The organism is Streptomyces sp. NPDC052301 (genome assembly GCF_044593395.1).
In the GTDB taxonomy this organism is placed as follows: Bacteria; Actinomycetota; Actinomycetes; order Streptomycetales; family Streptomycetaceae; genus Streptomyces.
Genome location: NZ_JBIUBE010000012.1, coordinates 123629 through 139068, shown reverse-complemented (window position 1 = coordinate 139068; position 15440 = coordinate 123629). Strand labels below are relative to the sequence as shown.

Here is a 15440-nt window from a genome sequence, read left to right as displayed (position 1 = left end):
ATTGTTCGTTCGAACGAACAGGAAGGGGAGGTTGATCGTGCACATTGCCGGGGCAACCGTTCTGCTCACCGGCGTCACCGGCGGCATCGGCGGCGCACTCGCTGCCGGGCTGTCCGCCCGGGGCGCCCGTCTCGTCCTCACCGGCCGGCGCCCCGAGGCGCTGGAACCCCTCGCCGACCGGTACGGCGCCCGGACGGTCCTGGCCGATCTCGCCGACCCGGACGACGTGGCGCGGCTCGCCGAGGAGGCCGCGGACGCCGACGTCCTCATCGCCAACGCGGCCCTGCCCTCCAGCGGCGACGTGCTCGACTACACGCCGGCACAGATCGACCGGGCCCTCGCGGTGAACCTGCGGGCGCCCGCGATGCTCGCGCGGCTGCTCGCTCCCGGCATGGTGGCCGCCGGACGCGGGCACATCTGCTTCGTCGGTTCGCTGTCCGGCATGGCGGCCACCAAGTCGTCGTCCCTGTACAACGCGACGAAGTTCGGACTGCGCGGCTTCTCGCTGGCCTTCCGCCAGGATCTGCACGGCACGGGCGTCGGCGTCTCGATCGTCCAGCCGGGCTTCGTACGCGAGGTGGGCATGTTCGCGAACACGGGGTCCGCGACGCCCGGCGGCATGCGGACCGTCGCGCCGCAGAAGGTCGTCGTAGGGGTGCTGCGGGCGATCGAACGCGACGTCGCCGAGATCAATGTGGCGCCGCCCGAACTGCGCCTCCTCACCAAGATCGCCTCCCAGTTCCCGGGGTTCGCGGAGCGGGTGCAGCGGCTCGCCGGGGCGGATTCGACCATGAAGGCGATCGTCGCCGCGCAGCGCCCGAGCCGCTGAGCGTCGGCGCCGGCTCGCGGGACCGCCCGGCAGGACACGCCGGAACCGGGCGTCCCGCCGCTGCTGTTCGGCGGCGGGACGCACCTGCACCCCCGACGTGCTCCGGAGTACCCGGCCTCCGCCCGGGCGCCGGAGCGGACACCCGCGCCTCGACGCACCACCGGCGCATTCCTCCGAACGGCTGTCCCTTCCCACGGGCGCTGTGGCAAGATCCTCCCTGGTTCGACAGCGCATCCGATCACTCGTCATGAAGGACTGAAGGCCATGGCTCCGGCGTCCCCCAGCGGCCGCCGTCGGCACTGAGGCGCCTGCCCGTCGCAGCGCCTGCGGTGCCCCTCGCGTCTCCTCACGGCGGCCCGATGACGCGGTGTCCCGCACACCGCCCACCTCCCTCGCGGAGGTCGTTCCCGCATGCCCGGCCAGGCCGGCCACCGGCCGCCCGCGGCCGCCTTCACCGTGAGGTCCTCATCGTGCACACCGATGTCCAGAGTTTTGCCGTCGCCCATCTCCTGCGCCGCCCTGCGCCGTGCGAGGCGGGCGGCTTCGTCCTGGGGTTCGACCCCGCGACGACCAGCCCCTACGTCAACTACGCGACCCCTCTGCCCGGAGCCGAACCGACCGACCGGGACGTCGCCGACCTGATCGCCGCGTTCCGTGAACGCGGGCTCAAGCCCCGGCTCGAGTTCGCCCCCGACGCCGCCCCCGCCGTGGAACCCGCGCTGCGCCGGGCCGGTTTCCGCACCGAGGCGGTGCACGAATACCTGGTCTGCACCCCGGCCACGCTGACCCTGCCCGGCTCCGGTCCCGGCGCGGCGGGGCCGGTCGAGGTGGCGGCCCCGGTCACCGACGAGGACTACACGGCGATCGACGTGGCCCTGTCCGAGGCGTTCGGCGGCGAGTGGGCCCCGTCCCCGCAGGGCGCGGCACGGTTGCGGCGCACCGAGGAGGGCGGCGGTGCCGTACGGTTCGTCCGCGCTCCGGGTGGCGGCTGCGCCGGCGGAGCGATCTGCTCGGCGCCCGCCGAGGGCACCGCGGAACTGGCGGGCGTGGGCACCCTCCCCGCCCACCGGGGCCGCGGGATCGCCGCCGCCGTCGCCTCGGCCCTGGCCGGAACCCTGTTCGGCCGCGGAGCGCGTTCGGTGTGGCTGGAGTACTCCGGCGAGGGCTCCCGCCGCGTGTACGAGAGGGTCGGCTTCCGCCCCGGGGGCACGCGCCTGTACCTCTCGCTCGACGACTGACCCCTCGGTGCGGTCGGGGACCGGGGCCGTCCCGCCCCCGACCGCACGCGGGGTCAGGCCTCCCCGGGCAGGGGGTGGTCCTTGACGAAGCGGCGGATCTCCTCGGTGAGGGCGGCCGGGTTGTCCAGCGGGACCAGGGTGCGGGCGCCGGGGATCTCCACATGGCGGGCGTTCGGCAGCAGTTCGGCGAGGCGCCGTCCTGTCGCCGGCGGCATCATGCGGTCCTCGGCGCCCCAGGCGACCAGCGCCGGGCGGGTGAACGACGGCAGGTTCCGGGCCGCTTCCAGGTAGCAGTCCTTACGGGTCGTACGCAGGAACTTGGCGAAGTCGCGCCGGATGTGACGATTGGTCAGCAGCGGCCCGTACCAGCGCGCGATCAGCTCTTTGGGCAGCCGTGTGCTCGTCATGCCGCCGAGCGAGGTCTGCATGCGGGCCAGGAAGGGGAAGCGGAAGGACTGCAGGAGGACGAAGAGACCGCCGGGGACCTTGCTCACCGCGTGCAGGGTCCGGCCCTGGATACCCGGCGGGTAGTTGTCCAGCGCCTCGCACGAGGTCAGCACGAGCCGGGCGATGCGGGCGTCGCGGACGCCGACCAGGAGCTGCGCCGTTCCGGTGTCGTTCTGCACGAGCGTGACGTCACGCAGGTCCAGGCCGTCCATGAACTCCGCCAGCAGGCGGGCGACGCCGTGCGCGGAGAGGTCCGCGTCCGGCCGCATCGGGCGCCGGTGGCTGCCGAGGGGCAGGACGGGGACCAGCACGCGGAAGTCGGGGCGCAGGGCTTCCACGACGTCGGCCCAGACCGACTCGTCGAAGCCGAGGCCATGGGCGAGGACCACGGCAGGGCCGTCACCTCCGGTGTCCTGGTAGTCGATGGTTCCCGCGCTCAGCTCGATCTCCGGCATGCCCCGCCTCCGACCCGTCGGCTGTCCGACGTCTCTTGATAGATCGTTCTAGTGACAGAATAGGGGTCGACCGCCCCTCGGCAACAGCGGCTCCCCGGAGGCCACCATGAGCGACGGCAAGGCGATCAGCACCCATGAGACCCGGCGGCGCATCCTGCACGCCGGGACCGAGCTGTTCCGGCGCTCGGGCTACACCGGCACCGGGATGAAGCAGATCGCCCAAGCCGCCGGCGCGCCCTTCGGCTCGATCTACCACTTCTTCCCCGGCGGGAAGGCCCAGTTGGGCGAGGAGGTGATCCGCACCTCGGGCGCCGTCTACCTCGGGCTCATCAGCGCGCTCATGACGCCGTACGAGGACCGGGTGGCGGCCACCGCCGACGCCTTCGCCGCCGCTGCGGGGACCCTCGCCGAGGTGGACTTCGCCGACCCGTGTCCGATCGCGACGGTCGCGATGGAGGTCGCGAGCACCGACGAGACACTGCGGCAGGCCACTTCCGAGGTGTTCGACAGCTGGATCGACCACCTCGCCGCCTACTACGCCGAGGGCGGTGTTCCCGGGTCCGCCGCCCGGGAGACGGCGAGCTCGGTCGTCGCGCTGCTGGAGGGCGCCTTCATGCTGGGCCGGGCCGCGCGCAGTGCCGAACCTGTGCGGGCGGCGGGCACGGCGGCCGCGGCGATCGTGCGGGCGGCACTGGCCGGGGCGTGAACCGGCCACCGCCATCGTGCGGGCGGCACTGGCCGGGGCGTGAACCGGCCACCGCCATCGTGCGGACGGCACCGACCCCGGCGCGGCCCGGGCCCGGCCGTCAGGACCGGCGGCTCGCCCGGTGCAGGTCGCGGAGCAGGGCGATCTCGGCTCCGTGGTGCAGCACTTCCTGGTTGACCCACCACACGATGTCGACGAAGGGCTCCTCCGCGTCGCTGCCGTACGGGTAGGTGCAGTGCCCGACCGTGTCCAGCGCGGCGTCGTCGGCGCTCAGCAGCGCCTTCCGCCAGGCGGCGGCACCGGCCTCGAAGGCGGCGATCGCACCGCCGGCGTCCCCGCTGACGGGGTGGTCCTCCCGGGTCGCCGAGCGGCTGCCTGCGGTGTGGTCGGCGCGCAGGGCCAGCATCTCGGTGAGGTGGCTCAGGCGCCACGCGAGGGTGGTGACGGGCGGCGGCCAGGGGTGGGGGTACGGCGCGGCGTCCCGGCCCCACGCGCCGGCCCCGGCCAGGTGCGTCGCCCGCGGTCCCGGCCCGTCCACCCGCCGCCTGACCGACCAGCAGCCGGGGACGGGCTCCCAGAGGTACTCCTCGTCGCTCAGGGGCTCGACCCGGGTCTCCGTCCCGTCACCGCTGTCCATGGCGGGCCCGGCCAGCCGCCCGAGGAGGCGCTCGCAGGCGAAGTCGAACTGGTCCAGCAGCGGGCGGAGGCGGGCGGGTGGCGTCATCGAGGGCTCCTGAGCGGACGGCCGCCCGATCAGTCCCGGGCGGCAGAACGTTGTGCGGCCAGGACACCCTGACACGTCCGTGCCCGAACCCGCGCGCGTTCTCCGAGCTCTCGGGAACGCGGACGCCGACCACATGGGGAATCATCTCGTCGGTCTCCCCAACGACCGTACCCCCGCTCACAGTTGCCGCCGCACCCCGGCCTCCCGTTCCGCCTGCTCCAGTTGGTGGCCGAGGTCGCCCTGCAGGGACGTACGGGCCCTGCCGCGGCGGCCCAGCGGCAGGACGGTGCGCTGCAGGGAGTCCTCCAGCAGCAGGGCGAAGCCGCCGTACAGGGCGAATACGGCCAGGGCCACGCCGACCCACCCGGCCGCGCTCTGCAGGGTCGCCGCGCCGCCCGCCTCGTACGCACCGGTCAGCACGAAGCGCCCGGCACCGATCAGCAGCAGGACGCCGAACAGCGGCTTCCCGGGGAGCGCGGCGGCGCACAGGAGCAGCATCAGCGGGGCGACGCCGAGCAGGAACACCGCCATCGCCGGACTGCGCTGCCCCACCGGGCCGGACAGGGTGACCAGCGCCGTACCCGCCCAGGTGCAGCCCAGCACGGACAGGCCGCAGGCAGCGCCGCCGTCGCGGGACAGGAACGCGAACACCCCGGAGAGCAGTTGAAGGGGGGACCACGAACACCAGCACCAGCACCATCAGCGGCCGGGTCTGCTCCAGCGGCACCCAGTGCAGCTGCGCCGCCGCCAGCAGGATGCTGCCGATACCGAAGGCGAAGAAGCCCAACGGCAGGCTGCTGGCCAGCGGTCTGAGCGTGATCCTCGTCAGCTGCTCGGGCCGCGGCGGCCCGGTGGCCGTGTCGTACGTCCGCGCTGCTGGAGGCATCCGGATCACCCCGTCCTTCGTGATCCCTCGTGCCCGAGCCGATGTCCGGTCCTGGTCGTGCCACGTCACGGGGTACCCCGAGGCGAGCGCTGTCCCGCTCCGGCGCCCGGCGGAACTGTCGCGGAAGCGCCCCGGAATTGTCCGTGATCGGTAACAGACGGATCCCTTGATCAACCTTGTCCGTCCTGACAGGTGCAGGAGGACCCAGGGACACGGGACGAAACGGGGGCGGACATGGCACGGCATGGCGGGCGGGGATGGTACGGCCGGTTGATGGCTGCGGCGCTCGGGGTCACGGCGGTGGCCGCCGCCACCTCGGTGTGGACCGCGCAGGCAGGCCAGCCGGGCGGCGGGCCGGCCGGTGCGGGAGTCTCCGGCAGGCCCGCCGCGCCGAAGGCTGCGCCCGTGTCCGCCGTCATCGCCCATTCCTCCGACGCGGGCGCACACGCCGTCAACATCACCATCGACGACGGCCCGGACCCGACGTGGACCCCGCAGGTCCTCCAAGTACTGCGCGAGAACGGCGTGAAGGCGACCTTCTGCATGGTCGGCCCCCAGGCCCAGGCGCACCCCGACCTGGTCCGGCAGGTGGTGGCGGCCGGGCACCGGCTGTGCGACCACACGGTGTCGCACGACACCGCCATGGACACCAAGTCCGAGGCCTACCAGGCGCAGCAGATCGTGGACGCCGAGCGGCAGATCACCAAGGCGTCCGGTGGTGTACGGCCGATGTACTACCGGGCGCCGGGCGGCGCGTTCACCCCGTACAGCCGCCGGCTCGCGGCCTCGCACGGGATGCGTCCGCTGGGCTGGAACGTCGACTCCAAGGACTTCGAGCGCCCCGGCACGAACGCCATCGTCTCCACCGTCAAGAGCGAGCTGGCCAACGGCCCCACGATCCTCTTCCACGACGCGGGCGGCGACCGCTCCCAGACCGTGGCGGCGCTGCGCATCGTGCTGCCGTGGCTCAAGCAGCAGGGCTACGCGTTCGGTTACCCCGTGCGCTGAACAGCCTGGGAGGTTTTGGGACAGTCTGTGCCCACACGACGGTGAACCCCGAGGGAAATCTTGGTCATCGAGACCTTGGGACGACTGTTCGGTTCCGTGGCGGTGCCTACCATGGGGCCGCCGCGTACGTCGTCAGGAAAGGCTCGCCATGCCGTTGCCCCGCCTCGGCACGCGGGCCGCTCGTCCCCGGACGGCCCCGGCCGTGTTCGTCGCTCTGGCCGCCGCCCTGGCGGTCGCCGCGACGGCCTTCTCCCCCGGTACCTCGCACCACGGCCGGGCCGGCGGCCCGCCCCGGCGCGTCGTGGTCGAGGTGGCGCCGAGCCGCTGCGGGCACGGCTGGAACCGGCCCGAGCCCGGGGTGCAGACCTTCGATCTGCACAACTCCTCCGACACCGCCACCGAGGTCTACCTCGAGGACCCGGGCGACCGGACGGTGTACGGCGAGGTGGAGGGCGTCGGCCCCGGTGCGACACGGCAGTTGACCGTCCGCCTGGGCAAGGGCACGTACGCCTTCACGTGCGTGCCCGACGACGCCGACGCCGTCACCGGGCCCCGGGTGCGCATCACCTCGGGGCGGCCCGGCCCGGGCGCGGCCCCGGTCGACCAGCACGACCTGATCCCGCCCGCGATCGCCTACCAGAAGTGGGTCGGCGGCGGTCTCGACGAGACCGTCCGGCTGACGACGGGGATGCGGCGGGCCATCGACCGCGGTGACCTCGCCGCGGCCCGCTCGGCCTGGCTGCCGGCCCATCTGGAGTACGAGCGGCTGGGCGCGGCGTACGACGCGTTCGGGGACGCGGACGCGCGGATCGACGGCACCGACGCGGGGCTGCCGGGCGGGGTGCACGACAAGGACTTCGCCGGGTTCCACCGGGTCGAGTACGGGCTGTGGCACGGCGAGCCGGCCGCCGGACTGCGAGCCCCCGCGGCGGCGCTGGTGAAGGCGGTGACCGGGCTGCGGGACAGCTGGTCGCAGGCCCGGATGGACCCCGCCCAGCTGGGGCTGCGGGCGCACGAGATCCTGGAGGACACCGTGCAGTTCGAGCTGACCGGCCGCACCGACTACGGCAGCGGCAGCAACCTCGCCACCGCCCGCGCCAACCTCGACGGCACCCGTGAGGTGCTGTCCCGGCTGCGCCCGCTGCTCACCACCCGGTACGCCGATCTCCCGGGCCTGGACCAGGACATGGAGCATGCGGGGCACGCCCTCGACGGATTCCGGCACGACGGCCGCTGGACCCCGCTCGACCGCCTGAGCCGCGCACAGCGCGAGCAGACCGACGCGGTCCTCGGCGAACTGGTGGAGCGGCTGGCGTCGGTGGCCACCCTGTGCGACCCCCGGAGGACCGTGTGAGCGACGCCGAACGTGCGGACGGACCGGGCCGGCGCCGGTTCCTGCGCGGTGCCGCCCTGGCGGGGGCCGGGCTCGCCATGAGCGCCGCCGCCCCGAACCCCCCGGACGGCACCGCGCAGGCCGTCGCCCCCTTCCACGGTGTCCACCAGGCCTCCGCGATCGCCGCGCCGCGCCGGACCTGCGTGTTCGCCTCCCTCGACGTGACCGCCGGGAACCGCGCCGACCTGACCGACCTGCTGCGCACACTCACCGAACGGGCCCGCTTCCTCACCTCCGGCGGCACCCCCTCCCCGGCAGGCATCACCGGCCCTCCGGCCGACTCCGGCGTCCTCGGCGACCAGCTGCCCTCCGGCCGGCTGGCCGTGACCGTCGGTGTCGGTGCCTCGCTGTTCGACGACCGCTTCGGGCTGGCCGCCCGCAGGCCCCGGCGGCTGACCGCCATGCCCCCGTTCCCCGACGACGACCTGTCGGCCGACTGGTGCCACGGCGACCTCAGTCTGCAACTGCACGCCGACGACCCGGACACCACCCTGCACGCGCTGCGTGACATCGCCCGGCACACCCGCGGCGGGATGCAGATCCGCTGGCGGCTGGACGGCTTCACCAGCCCGCCCCGGCCGTCGGGCACCCCCCGCAACCTGATGGGCTTCAAGGACGGCACCGCCAACCCGGACACCGGCAGCGTCCGCGAGATGGACCGGCTGGTGTGGGTCGGCAAGGACCTCGGCGAGCCGGACTGGGCGGTCGGCGGCAGCTACCAGGTCGTCCGGCTGATCCGCATGCTGGTGGAGTTCTGGGACCGGGTCTCTCTGAGCGAACAGGAGCGCATGTTCGGCCGGGCCCGCTTCACCGGCGCGCCGCTGGACGGCGACCACGAGCACGACACGCCGAAGTACGCCGACGATCCCAAGGGTGACGTCATCCCGCTGGACGCGCACATCCGCCTCGCCAACCCGCGCACGCCCGGCACCGCCGGCCAGCGCCTGCTGCGCCGCGCCTACAACTACGACCGGGGCATGGACGCAGGCGGCAACCTCGACATGGGGCTGCTGTTCTGCGCCTACCAGCAGGACCTTAAGCGGCAGTTCGAGACCGTGCAGCACCGGCTGGCCGGCGAGCCGCTGACGGACTACATCAGCCCGTTCGGCGGCGGCTACTTCTTCGCGCTGCCCGGCGTACGGGACAGCGACGACTGGTACGGCCGCGCCCTGCTCGGATGAAACCTGCTCGACCATGACCTGTCCGGACAACTGATGACCCATCAGAGTCAACAGAGTGTCAAAAATGGCTCCAACATCCCTGACCCGGTGTTCACCCAGGGGTCATGATGGCTCCGCCGGTGCGTCCCACAGCGGGCGCAGCATGCGTGCTCGTACGACGCACAGACGTTCCCGCCCGGAGGGTGAACCAGCATGGTCAGCAGAGGAAGACGAGCAGCGATGCGGAGCCTCGGCGCGCTCGCGGGAGCCGCCGCGCTCACGGTGCTCGGCAGCAACGCGCCCGGATGGGCGGCAGCACCCTCCGCATCGCAGAGCGGACACTCCTCGACCGCGACGCCCATCAAGCACGTCGTCGTGCTCTTCGACGAGAACATCTCCTTCGACCACTACTTCGCCACCTACCCGAAGGCCGCCAACACGGACGGCACGAAGTTCACGGCGTCGAAGAACACCCCGAAGGACATCGACACCCTCGCGCACGCGGGTCTGCTGAAGCACAACCCGAACCAGTACGCGCCCAAGCGGCTGTCCCCGTCCCAGGCGATGACCTGCGACCAGAACCACTCGTACGGCCCGGAGCAGCTGGCCTACAACGGCGGCAAGGCCGACCAGTTCGTCCAGAACACCGAGGTCGACAAGTGCAGCGGCGGCCTGTTCGGCGAGCCCGGCCTGGTGATGGACTACTACGACGGCAACACCGTCACCGCGATGTGGAACTACGCCCAGCACTACTCCCTGAGCGACCGTTCCTTCAGCTCGGTGTACGGCCCGTCCACGCCCGGAGCGATCAACCTGGTCTCCGGTCAGACGCACGGCGTGATCTCGGTGGACCCGACCACCGGCAAGCAGACGGCCACCCCTGACGCCTACACGGTCAAGTCGCCCGACGCGAAGGGCGTCGGCACGATGATCAACGACCCCGACCCGGCCTTCGACGACTGCTCGAACAAGGACCACACGAGCAGCAACGCGCTGGCGGCCATGCAGGGCAGGAACGTCGGTGACCTGCTGAACGCCAAGAACGTGTCCTGGGGCTGGTTCCAGGGCGGCTTCCGGCCGTCGACGGCGTGGAACGGCACGTCCGGCTCGTACGCCAAGTGCGACACCACCCACACCAACGTGGGCGGCGCCGCCGCGACCGACTACAGCCCGCACCACAACCCGTTCGCGTACTACAGGTCGACGGCCAACCCGCACCACCTGGCGCCCAGGAGCGTCTCGGAGATCGGCCACGGCGGCCGGGCCAACCACAACTACGACCTGACCGACTTCTCCGCCGCGCTGAAGGCGGGCAAGCTCCCGGCCGTCAGCTTCGTGAAGGCCGGCGAGTACCAGGACGGCCACGCCGGCTACTCCGACCCGCTCGACGAGCAGCACTTCCTGGTCAAGCAGATCAACGCGATCCAGAGCTCGCCGCAGTGGAAGTCCACGGCCGTCGTCGTGGCCTACGACGACTCCGACGGCTGGTACGACCACGCCTACGTCGTCCCGAAGAACGGCTCCAAGGACACCTCGCTCGGCTCCAACGGCAAGGCGACCGACAGCCCCGCCTGCCAGAAGGGCCCGAGGGCGGCCGGCGGCTACGCGGACCGCTGCGGCCCCGGCACCCGCCAGCCGCTGCTCGTGATCTCGCCGTACAGCAAGGTCAACAAGGTCGACCACACGCTGACGAACCAGGCGTCGATCACTCGCTTCATCGAGGACAACTGGCACACCGGCCGCATCGGTGACCACTCCTTCGACGCCACCGCCGGCTCGATCGGGGGCATGTTCGACTTCCGGCACCCGAACAACAGGCAGGTGCTGCTGAACTCCGACGGCTCGGTGCAGCACGTCGGCCCGATCCGGCACGTCGCCGCCGTGGCCACGAGCATCACTCCGGGCCCGGCGATGCAGAACACGGCCGCCACGACCGACGCCTCCGGGTTCCCGGTCCTGCCGGTCGGCCTCGGTGTGGGCGCCCTGCTGGCCGCCGGTGCGACGGGCACGTACCTGACGCTGCGTCGCAGGCAGAACGCCTGATCCCGGCAGAGTGAGCGCGCCCCCGGTCCGTGACCGGGGGCGCGTTCGCCTGCCGCCCACCGGGGCGTGTGCCGGCCGCCGGGGCGTGTGCCGACCGCCGGGAAAACCACTGGTCGACCGTCAGCCGTGCTGATGGGATGGCGCGATGGAGGGTGAGCGTTCGATCGTCGTGGACCGGGGCCGGTACCCGGACGCGGTGACGCCGTGGGAGCGGAGGGCCTGGCGTGCCGCGGCCCTCGGCTGGGTGAGGGACCGGCTCGCCGCCCGGGGGCTGGGTGCGCCCGGCGACCTGGAGGTGCGGCTGCGGCCCTGGTCCGTGCTGGTGCGGGTGGCCGTCGACGGGCAGGGTCCCGTCTGGTTCAAGGCGAGTCCGCCGGCCGGCGCGTTCGAGGGCCCGCTGACCGGCGCGCTGGCCCGCTGGGTGCCCGGGCATGTGCTGGAGCCGCTGGCCCTGGACGCCGGCCGCGGGTGGTCGCTGCTGCCCGACGGGGGCCCGCTCTTCCGGGACGTGCTCGCCCGTGGGGCGCTCGGTCCGCCGGCCTGGGAGGAGCTGCTCCGCCAGTACGCGAGCATGCAGCGGGCGCTGGTCCCGCACGCCCGCGAGGTGGAACGGCTGGGGGTGCCCGCCGCACGGACCCTCGCTCTGCCCGAGCTGTTCGACCGGCTGCTCGCGGATGACCGCGAGCTGGGCGCGGACGATCGTGGACGGCTCCACGCGCTGCGGCCCCGGCTCGGGGACTGGTGCGCCGAACTCGCGGCCGTCGGCATCGAGGACACCCTCGACCACGCGGACCTGCACGACGGTCAGCTGTTCCACCCGGCGCCGGGCCGGTACACCTTCTTCGACTGGGGCGACGCGACCGTCTCCCACCCGTTCTGCAGCCTGCGGGTGCCCGCCGAACGGGCCCGTGACCGGTACGGGCCCGAGGTGCTGCCCCGACTGCGCGACGCCTACCTGGAGCCATGGACGGACACCGGCCGGCCGGCGACGCAGCTGCGGCGTGCCGCGCGTCTCGCCTGGCGGCTCAGCTCCCTGGGCCGCGCATGCGCCTGGGGCCGCCTGTTCCCGACCGCGGCCGGTGCGAGCCCCGGCGGAGTACGGGCGTCGTACTGGCTGCGGGACCTCCTCGACGCGCCACCGATCTGAGCCCCACGACACCCACCACCGGTCCGCGGTCCAGCCGGACCGGCGGGCCGACATGCCGTCCGCGCTCGCCGTCGCGGCGCCACGTGGCGGTCACCGGCCCGGAGCGGCGGGCGCGGGGTCCGCGACGGCGTCGGCGGGACCGGGCGGTTTCCTCAGCGACGCGACGCCTCGCGACCACGTGGACATCCGCTTCCGCACCCGCCGCCGTCACCCGAGCGGCGTGACGGATGTCCGCGGTGAGGTTGCGCCGGGCGGTGGCGCGTCGGGACGCTGGAGCGGCAGGCACGGGGAGCGGTTCCGGGAGGTGGCGTGGTTCCGGCAGACGGCGTTCCGGTGGGCGACGAGGGCACTGTGCGTCCGGAGCCGCCCGGACCGGACCGTCGGCGGTTCCTGGCGCTGTGCGCCGGGCTGGGTCTCGGCTCGGCCGCCGCCTGCACGGGGGCGCCTGCAGGCCACCGCCCCACCGGCGCCCGCGACGGGCGGCTCAGGCCGGAAGGGGAACGGGACGCCCCCGGCACCGCCGACTGGCGCCTGGGCTCGGCCTGCCCGCCGGACGCGGTGGCCGGCTACACGGACCGGGTGAGCGTGGCCCCGGGCGAGCAGTGCGGTCTGCACGTGTCGACCGTTGCCGCGTCGTTCCGTGTCTCCGCGTTCCGGATCGGCTGGTACGGCGGCCGGCAGGCCCGCCTCGTGTGGAGGTCGGGCCGCCTGCCCGGCCGTGTGCAGCGGGCCCCGTACGTGCTGCCCGCCACCCGCACCGTGCGCGCGGACTGGCCGGTCACACTGCCCCTGGACAGCACCGGCTGGCCGGAGGGCGCCTATCTGCTGCGGCTGGAGGCGGACACCGGCCACCGGCGGTACGTGCCGCTGATCGTCCGCTCCGCCGACGGCGCGGGCCGCACGGTCCTGCTGCACGCCCCCGCCACCTGGCAGGCCTACAACCGCTGGGGCGGCAGCAGCCTCTACGCCGGTACCTCCGGCGCGTACGCCACGCGGTCGCTCGCGGTGAGCTTCGACCGGCCCTACGACGGGGGCGGCGCCGATAAGTTCCTGGTGTACGAGCGGGCGCTGGTGGTGCTGGCCGAACGCCTGGGCATCCCCCTCGCCTACAGCACCGGTGTCGACGTCCACCGGGACCCGTCGGTGCTGCACGGCGCGCACGCCGTGGTCTGTCTGGGTCACGACGAGTACTGGACACCCCTGCAGCGGGCCCACGTCACCGCCGCCCGGGACGCCGGGACCAACCTCGCCTTCCTCGGCGCGAACACCTGTTTCCGGCGCGTCCGGCTGGAGGCCGGTGAGCGGGCGGACGACCGTACGGTGGTGTGCTACAAGAGCGACTGCCGCGCCGACCCCCTGTACGTATCCGACCCGGCGCAGGTCACCACCGACTACCGCCTGCCGCCCGCGCCCGACCCGGAGTCCTCCCTCACGGGCGTGCTCTACGAGGGCTATCCGGTCGACGCGCCCTACCGCGTGCGGGCCGCCGACCACTGGCTGTACGACGGCACCGGCGTCCGGCCCGGCGACGCGTTCGCCCATCTCGTCGGCGTCGAGTACGACCGGGTCACCCCGGGCGCCCCGACGCCGGGCCCGCTGGAGATCACCGCGCACTCCCCGCTGGTGTGCGGCGGCCGGCCGAGCCACAGCGACTCGGCGTACTGCACGGCTCCCAGCGGGGCCGGCGTCTTCGCGACCGGCACCATGCGCTGGGTCGAGGCCCTCGTGGCCGGGACCGGCGAACTCGGCGGCGACCACGGCATGGACGCCCGCACCCGCGCCTTCGTCACCCGGACCACGGAGAACCTCCTGCGCACCTTCGCGAAGGGCCCGGCCGCCCGGCACGCCCCGCCGGCGCGTCCCGATGCGCAGGACGTGTACGGGGTCTGAGGCGGGGTGCGTCAGGGCAGCGGTGTGCCGCCGGTCGCGTTGAGGATCTCCGCGGTGACGAAACTCGCCTCGGGCGAGGCCAGATAGACGTAGGCGGGCGCGAGTTCGGCCGGCTGGGCCGGGCGGCCGAGCGGGCTCTGTTTCCCGAACTCCGCGGTGTCCGGCATGGTCGAGGGGATGAGCGGTGTCCACACCGGGCCCGGTGCGACCGCGTTGACCCGGATGCCGCGCTCGGCGACCATCTGCGCGAGTCCCTGGGTGAAGGTGACGATCGCGCCCTTGGTCATCGCGTAGTCCAGCAGATGCGGGCTGGGCTTGTAGGCCTGCACGGACGTGGAGTTGATGACGCAGCCGCCGGCCGGGATGTGCGGCAGGGCGAACTTGGTCAGCCAGAACATGCCGTACAGGTTCGTCCGCATCACCCGGTCGAACTGCTCGGTGCTGATCGCCTCGATGCCGTCGGGCTGGGACATCTGGTAGGCGGCGTTGTTCACGAGGACGTCGATGTGGCCGAACTCGGCGACCGCCCGCTCGATCAGCGACCGGCAGTCGGCCTCCTCGCGGATGTCGCAGGAGACGGCGACCGCCTTGCGGCCCGCGTCCTCCACCAGCCGGGACGTCGCGCGGGCCTCGCCCTCCTCCTGTTCGAGATGGGTGAAGAGCACATCTGCGCCCTCGCGTGCGAAGGCGAGCGCCACCGCCCGTCCGATGCCGGAGTCCCCTCCAGTGATCACGGTCTTGTGGCCGTCCAGCCGGCCGGCGCCACGGTAGCTCTCCTCGCCGTGGTCGGGCGGCGGGTCCATCGGGCCGGTCCAGCCCGGATGCGGCTGGTCCTGGGAGGGGAAGTCGGGTCGGGCGTGCTGTGTGACCGGGTTCGGCCGGTCACCGTGCTGATCCGTCACGGCGGCCTCCTGAAGCTCGGGCGGACAGGTCGGCCGACCGGGTTCCCGGTCCACGCCGGCCGAAAAGCCCGGGTCAGGCCGTCGGGCCGGGCCGGCCACCCGCTCGCAGGTGATCCCTGCGGGCGTTGTTGTAGATCCGCAGGAGATGTTTGGCGACGGCACACGGCGCGGCGTCGGCATGGCACTGACGGCACGTGCGCATGTGCTGCTCGTAGGTGAGGCGCGCGTTTTCCAGCGCATCGTTGACAGAAGACATGGCCATCTCCGGGCAGGGCGCGTCCTGAGACCGCGCCAAGTTGACTGACTGGTACACCCAGAGACAAGGTGATCATGTTACTGGCGGTACTGGGAAACTCACGCCTGCGACCGCCGCCGAGCGGTGTTCTCCCCCGCCCCGAGGAGCGCCCGGGCATGGTTCGTGAAGGGGCGCCCCGTCCGGCGATCTGGACGAGAAGTACGCCCAGGCCGGCGCGGCGACCCTCGGCCGCTGAACCGCCGAGGACGCCCGCGCCGGCCGCCCGGCGACCGGTGGTGGGGGGGGGGGGGGGGGGGGGGGGGGGGGGGGGGGCGGGGGGGGGGGGGGGGGGGGGGGGGGGGCGGAGGGGGGGGGGC

General features: G+C 73.4%; 14 protein-coding genes. 9 read left to right on the top strand and 5 right to left on the bottom strand.

The genetic code is table 11. From position 1 onward, the window contains the following. Nucleotides 1-37: 37 nt before the first annotated feature. Nucleotides 38-829 (top strand): SDR family NAD(P)-dependent oxidoreductase, encoded by a 792-nt coding sequence (locus ACIHEJ_RS29715; RefSeq protein WP_400140169.1) that lies wholly within the window; start codon nucleotides 38-40, stop codon nucleotides 827-829. A 470-nt stretch (nucleotides 830-1299) separates the two neighbouring features. Continuing rightward, nucleotides 1300-2067, top strand: a complete 768-nt coding sequence (locus ACIHEJ_RS29710) for a GNAT family N-acetyltransferase (RefSeq protein ID WP_400140168.1) — start codon at nucleotides 1300-1302, stop codon at nucleotides 2065-2067. A gap of 53 nt (nucleotides 2068-2120) precedes the next feature. Here ACIHEJ_RS29710 and ACIHEJ_RS29705 read toward each other — a convergent pair whose 3' ends face one another. Continuing rightward, entirely contained in the window at nucleotides 2121-2969 is an 849-nt protein-coding gene (locus tag ACIHEJ_RS29705; RefSeq protein WP_400140167.1) for an alpha/beta fold hydrolase, read from the bottom strand. 106 nt (nucleotides 2970-3075) lie between these two features. Here ACIHEJ_RS29705 and ACIHEJ_RS29700 point away from each other — a divergent pair, with 106 nt between their 5' ends. Next, a complete protein-coding gene (locus ACIHEJ_RS29700) occupies nucleotides 3076-3675 on the top strand; it encodes a TetR/AcrR family transcriptional regulator (RefSeq protein ID WP_400140166.1) in 600 nt (199 codons plus the stop codon). Nucleotides 3676-3775: 100 nt separating this feature from the next. On the opposite strand, the gene ACIHEJ_RS29695 is transcribed toward ACIHEJ_RS29700, so the two are convergent. Together ACIHEJ_RS29695 and ACIHEJ_RS29690 are read right to left on the bottom strand one after the other, a co-directional pair. Then, entirely contained in the window at nucleotides 3776-4399 is a 624-nt protein-coding gene (locus ACIHEJ_RS29695) for a DinB family protein (protein ID WP_400140165.1), read from the bottom strand. Nucleotides 4400-4576: 177 nt separating this feature from the next. Further along, nucleotides 4577-5050 carry a hypothetical protein gene (locus tag ACIHEJ_RS29690; RefSeq protein ID WP_400140164.1) on the bottom strand — a complete coding sequence of 158 codons (474 nt, stop codon included), beginning with the start codon at nucleotides 5048-5050 and terminating at the stop codon, nucleotides 4577-4579. Between the two features lie 469 nt (nucleotides 5051-5519). Here ACIHEJ_RS29690 and ACIHEJ_RS29685 point away from each other — a divergent pair, with 469 nt between their 5' ends. The 6 genes from ACIHEJ_RS29685 to ACIHEJ_RS29660 all read left to right on the top strand — a co-directional run bounded on the left by ACIHEJ_RS29685 (nucleotide 5520) and on the right by ACIHEJ_RS29660 (nucleotide 13926). Continuing rightward, nucleotides 5520-6293 (top strand): polysaccharide deacetylase family protein, encoded by a 774-nt coding sequence (locus ACIHEJ_RS29685; protein WP_400140163.1) that lies wholly within the window; start codon nucleotides 5520-5522, stop codon nucleotides 6291-6293. A 148-nt stretch (nucleotides 6294-6441) separates the two neighbouring features. After that, a complete protein-coding gene (locus ACIHEJ_RS29680) occupies nucleotides 6442-7647 on the top strand; it encodes an EfeM/EfeO family lipoprotein (RefSeq protein ID WP_400140162.1) in 1206 nt (401 codons plus the stop codon). After that, nucleotides 7644-8867 (top strand): iron uptake transporter deferrochelatase/peroxidase subunit, encoded by a 1224-nt coding sequence (efeB, locus tag ACIHEJ_RS29675; protein ID WP_400140161.1) that lies wholly within the window; start codon nucleotides 7644-7646, stop codon nucleotides 8865-8867. Before ACIHEJ_RS29680 ends, efeB begins: the two co-directional genes overlap by 4 nt. A 219-nt stretch (nucleotides 8868-9086) precedes the next feature. Further along, nucleotides 9087-10889, top strand: coding sequence for a phospholipase C (locus ACIHEJ_RS29670; RefSeq protein ID WP_400140160.1), 1803 nt, complete (start codon nucleotides 9087-9089; stop codon nucleotides 10887-10889). A gap of 145 nt (nucleotides 10890-11034) precedes the next feature. Continuing rightward, nucleotides 11035-12036 carry an aminoglycoside phosphotransferase family protein gene (locus tag ACIHEJ_RS29665; protein WP_400140158.1) on the top strand — a complete coding sequence of 334 codons (1002 nt, stop codon included), beginning with the start codon at nucleotides 11035-11037 and terminating at the stop codon, nucleotides 12034-12036. A 309-nt stretch (nucleotides 12037-12345) separates the two neighbouring features. Next, entirely contained in the window at nucleotides 12346-13926 is a 1581-nt protein-coding gene (locus tag ACIHEJ_RS29660) for a N,N-dimethylformamidase beta subunit family domain-containing protein (protein WP_400140156.1), read from the top strand. 11 nt (nucleotides 13927-13937) lie between these two features. Here ACIHEJ_RS29660 and ACIHEJ_RS29655 read toward each other — a convergent pair whose 3' ends face one another. Together ACIHEJ_RS29655 and ACIHEJ_RS29650 are read right to left on the bottom strand one after the other, a co-directional pair. Next, the gene (locus tag ACIHEJ_RS29655; RefSeq protein ID WP_400140154.1) at nucleotides 13938-14828 is read right to left on the bottom strand and encodes an SDR family oxidoreductase; all 891 of its coding nucleotides are present in this window, start codon (nucleotides 14826-14828) and stop codon (nucleotides 13938-13940) included. A gap of 73 nt (nucleotides 14829-14901) precedes the next feature. Then, on the bottom strand, nucleotides 14902-15084 hold the full coding sequence (locus tag ACIHEJ_RS29650; RefSeq protein ID WP_400140152.1) for a hypothetical protein: 183 nt from the start codon (nucleotides 15082-15084) through the stop codon (nucleotides 14902-14904). Nucleotides 15085-15440: the final 356 nt, after the last annotated feature.

Coding starts and splice junctions, on each gene's coding strand:
- ACIHEJ_RS29650 (WP_400140152.1), bottom strand. CDS start 15,084: ATGTCTTCTGTCAACGATGCGCTGGAAAACGCGCGCCTCACCTACGAG.
- ACIHEJ_RS29705 (WP_400140167.1), bottom strand. CDS start 2,969: ATGCCGGAGATCGAGCTGAGCGCGGGAACCATCGACTACCAGGACACC.
- ACIHEJ_RS29695 (WP_400140165.1), bottom strand. CDS start 4,399: ATGACGCCACCCGCCCGCCTCCGCCCGCTGCTGGACCAGTTCGACTTC.
- ACIHEJ_RS29670 (WP_400140160.1), top strand. CDS start 9,087: ATGCGGAGCCTCGGCGCGCTCGCGGGAGCCGCCGCGCTCACGGTGCTC.
- ACIHEJ_RS29700 (WP_400140166.1), top strand. CDS start 3,076: ATGAGCGACGGCAAGGCGATCAGCACCCATGAGACCCGGCGGCGCATC.
- ACIHEJ_RS29685 (WP_400140163.1), top strand. CDS start 5,520: ATGGCACGGCATGGCGGGCGGGGATGGTACGGCCGGTTGATGGCTGCG.
- ACIHEJ_RS29680 (WP_400140162.1), top strand. CDS start 6,442: ATGCCGTTGCCCCGCCTCGGCACGCGGGCCGCTCGTCCCCGGACGGCC.
- ACIHEJ_RS29665 (WP_400140158.1), top strand. CDS start 11,035: ATGGAGGGTGAGCGTTCGATCGTCGTGGACCGGGGCCGGTACCCGGAC.